This is a genomic window from Streptomyces anandii JCM 4720, assembly GCF_014650655.1.
GTDB classification, from domain to species: domain Bacteria; phylum Actinomycetota; class Actinomycetes; order Streptomycetales; family Streptomycetaceae; genus Streptomyces; species Streptomyces anandii.
In genome coordinates this window covers 317017-320125 of the sequence record NZ_BMVJ01000004.1, presented here as the reverse complement: position 1 = coordinate 320125, position 3109 = coordinate 317017, and the positions used below count along the sequence as shown (strand labels likewise).

Sequence of the window (3109 nt, the reverse complement as noted above, 5' to 3'; positions counted from 1 at the left end):
ACCAGGGAACGGCAGCGCGATGACGGTGACAGACGGCGGCTCCACGGCCATGGACGCGGTGGTGCCCGGGCCGGGCGGCGAGATGGCGTACGGGCCGGGCATCGACCCCGAGCGCCTCGCCGTGTGCCTCAGCGTGCTGGAGGAGCTCGGCGGCATCGAGGTCGACCACCCGGACGCCGTCGCGGTGCGCCGGGCCACCTCGCACATCTACCGCACGGTCAAGCAGCGCCGCCGTCAGGAGCGCCGGGCCGCCAAGACCGCCCACGACCGGGCCGTCACCGAGGCCACCGCGACCGGCTCCGCGAGCCGCATCGACGACGAGACCGAGGGCGTCCTGCCCTCCTCCACGACCACCGAGGGCCAGATCGCGGGCATACTCCAGCGGCCGCGCTCCTGCTACACCTGCAAGCAGCGCTACGTCGAGGTCGACTACTTCTACCACCAGCTCTGCCCGGGCTGCGCCGCCGCGAACCGCGCCCGCCGCGACGCCCGCGCCGACCTCACCGGCAAGCGCGCCCTGCTCACCGGCGGCCGCGCCAAGATCGGCATGTACATCGCGCTGCGGCTGCTGCGCGACGGCGCCCACACCACCATCACCACGCGCTTCCCGGGCGACGCGATCCGGCGCTTCAAGGCCCAGCCCGACAGCGACCGGTGGATCCACCGGCTGAAGATCGTCGGCATCGACCTGCGCGACCCCGCGCAGGTCGTCGCCCTCGCCGACTCGGTGGCCGCCGAGGGCCCGCTGGACATCCTGATCAACAACGCGGCGCAGACGGTACGGCGCTCCCCGCAGGCGTACAGCGAACTGGTCGCCGCCGAGTCGGCCCCGCTGCCCGCCGGTGAGCTGCCCGCCGCCGAGGTCATCGGCACCTTCGGCTCCGGCGCGGTCGCCGAGCTGCCCGTCGCGGGCGGCGGCGCGCTCACCGCACAGGACGTCACCGACCTCGCGCTGGTCTCCGGCTCCGCCTCCCTGGAGCGCATCGCGGCCGGCACGGCGATCGACGCGGGCGGCCTGGTCCCCGACCTGCACGACACCAACAGCTGGATCCAGACGGTGGAGGAGGTCACGCCCGTGGAACTGCTGGAGGTCCAGCTGTGCAACTCCACGGCGCCCTTCATCCTGATCAGCAGGCTGCGCCCGGCGATGGCGGCCTCCCCGGCCCGGCGGACGTACATCGTGAACGTCTCCGCCATGGAGGGCGTCTTCGGCCGCGGCTACAAGGGCGCCGGCCATCCGCACACCAACATGGCCAAGGCCGCCCTCAACATGCTGACCCGCACCAGCGCCCAGGAGATGTTCGACAAGGACCGCATCTTGATGACGGCCGTCGACACCGGCTGGATCACCGACGAGCGCCCGCACCCCGACAAGGTCCGCCTCGCCGAGGCCGGCTTCCACGCCCCGCTCGACCTGGTCGACGGCGCGGCCCGGGTATACGATCCGATTGTGCGCGGTGAGCAGGGCGAAGACCTCTACGGCGTCTTCCTCAAGGACTACGCGCCCGGGAAGTGGTGAGGGCCGCTCCCTCACCCGCGGCCAAGGCCGCCGCCGGCTCCGCCCCGCGGAGCAAGCGCGCACCGGGAGTTGCCATGCCAAGGTCCGATTTCATCGATCCACGCAGCTCCGACGACCCGCGCAACGTCTACCGCAGCGACGAGGAGTTCTACGCCGGCGACCGCCCCGAGCAGACGGACCTGCCCGAGGACCGGCCGCGCGGCAGTGAGCCCGGCACCTTCTCGCTGCGGCACAGCGGTACGTGGGGCACGGTCGCCTTCGTCGTCGGCGTCATCCTGCTGATCCTCGTGGGGATCGCGCTCTTCCCCTGAGTCGTCTGAGTCGTCCGAGTGATGAATCGGGTCATATGCGACCCAGTCAACACGTCTGACTCCAGATAGTTACCAGCTCTTTGCAGCCCCATCGAGCGGGGGGCCGCTCATTTGGTTAATCTGGAGTCGACGGACAGCACCAAGGGGTTCCATCCACACCCATGGTCCGTCCCGGGGCGAGCGGGTGCACCACGACCCGCCCGTACCTCAGTAGCCGGCGCCACCGCGTCCGACCCGCCGATGACAAAGTCCCGAACGGGCGTCAGGTGCCGGAACGCAGACCGGCCGAGGGCGCCCCGAGGGTGACCGACACATAAGGAGTGCGCGGTGACACCGGAGAAGACGAATCGCGATCAGCGCCCCAAGGAACGCTCGGAGCGCGCGGGCCGGCGGCCCGGAGACCTCGGCAGCCTCGATGTGTGGGCCCGTTCGGCCCCGATCCGCCTCGCGGGCTACGAGGAGGACCTCGCCGAGCCGCACATCCTGCCCAGCGTCGACTGACCGGCCGGCAGGAACTCGCGATCGCCGACGCATGGGCGTGCGAGACTCACGCCCATGCCGATCAGAGAAGCCGCGGCCGGGGACTGGCCGCGAATCTGGCCCTTCTGGCACCGCATCGTCGCCGCCGCCGACACCTACGCCTGGGACCCGGACACCTCCGAGGAGGACGCCCGGTCCCTGTGGATGGACCCCGCCAAACGCGTGTACGTGGCCGAGGACGACACCGGCCGCGTCATCGGCTCCGCCTACGTCACCCCCAACTACGGCGGCCCCGCGGCGAGGATCGCCAACGCGGGCTTCATGGTCGACCCCGACCACTCCGGCCGCGGCGCGGGCCGCGCCCTGGCCGAGCACGTCCTCGCCGCCGCGGCGGCCCAGGGCTACCGCGGCATGGTCTTCAACGCCGTCGTCGAGACCAACCCGGCCGTCCGGCTGTGGACCTCCCTCGGCTTCAGGATCCTCGGCACCGTGCCGGAGGCCTTCGAACACCCCCGGCACGGGCTCGTGGGCCTGCACATCATGTACAGGGCGCTGTAGCTCGCAGCCGGCCCTCTCAGCTCTCGTCGAGGCCGGCCGTCCGCCGCCACGGGCTCAGCCGCTCGATCTGCTCGGCCAGATCCAGCAGCGCCGCCTCCGAACCGGGGCGTCCCACCAACTGCACCGCGCACGGCGCCCCCGAGGGCAGCGTGCCGAACGGGACCGACATCGCGGGCCAGCCCGTCAGGTTCCACGGCGGCGTCATGGGCGAGTAGTTGGTGTTGGCGAGCACATTGCGCAG

The 3109-nt window shown here is 71.8% G+C and carries 5 protein-coding genes; 4 read left to right on the top strand and 1 reads right to left on the bottom strand.

Features of this window, described 5'->3' with window-relative positions; translation table 11 throughout:
* The first annotated feature begins 19 nt into the window (after positions 1-19).
* The 4 genes from IE249_RS10120 to IE249_RS10105 all read left to right on the top strand — a co-directional run bounded on the left by IE249_RS10120 (position 20) and on the right by IE249_RS10105 (position 2868).
* Entirely contained in the window at positions 20-1519 is a 1500-nt protein-coding gene (locus tag IE249_RS10120) for an SDR family NAD(P)-dependent oxidoreductase (RefSeq protein ID WP_189704435.1), read from the top strand.
* A gap of 74 nt (positions 1520-1593) precedes the next feature.
* On the top strand, positions 1594-1830 hold the full coding sequence (locus IE249_RS10115) for a hypothetical protein (RefSeq protein WP_189704434.1): 237 nt from the start codon (positions 1594-1596) through the stop codon (positions 1828-1830).
* A gap of 327 nt (positions 1831-2157) precedes the next feature.
* On the top strand, positions 2158-2331 hold the full coding sequence (locus IE249_RS10110) for a hypothetical protein (protein WP_189704433.1): 174 nt from the start codon (positions 2158-2160) through the stop codon (positions 2329-2331).
* Between the two features lie 54 nt (positions 2332-2385).
* On the top strand, positions 2386-2868 hold the full coding sequence (locus IE249_RS10105; protein WP_189704432.1) for a GNAT family N-acetyltransferase: 483 nt from the start codon (positions 2386-2388) through the stop codon (positions 2866-2868).
* Positions 2869-2884: 16 nt separating this feature from the next.
* On the opposite strand, the gene IE249_RS36825 is transcribed toward IE249_RS10105, so the two are convergent.
* The coding region (locus IE249_RS36825; RefSeq protein ID WP_268249678.1) for an amidase family protein at positions 2885-3109 on the bottom strand (225 nt) is incomplete at its 5' end.

Coding starts and splice junctions, on each gene's coding strand:
- IE249_RS10120 (WP_189704435.1), top strand. CDS start 20: ATGACGGTGACAGACGGCGGCTCCACGGCCATGGACGCGGTGGTGCCC.
- IE249_RS10115 (WP_189704434.1), top strand. CDS start 1,594: ATGCCAAGGTCCGATTTCATCGATCCACGCAGCTCCGACGACCCGCGC.
- IE249_RS10105 (WP_189704432.1), top strand. CDS start 2,386: ATGCCGATCAGAGAAGCCGCGGCCGGGGACTGGCCGCGAATCTGGCCC.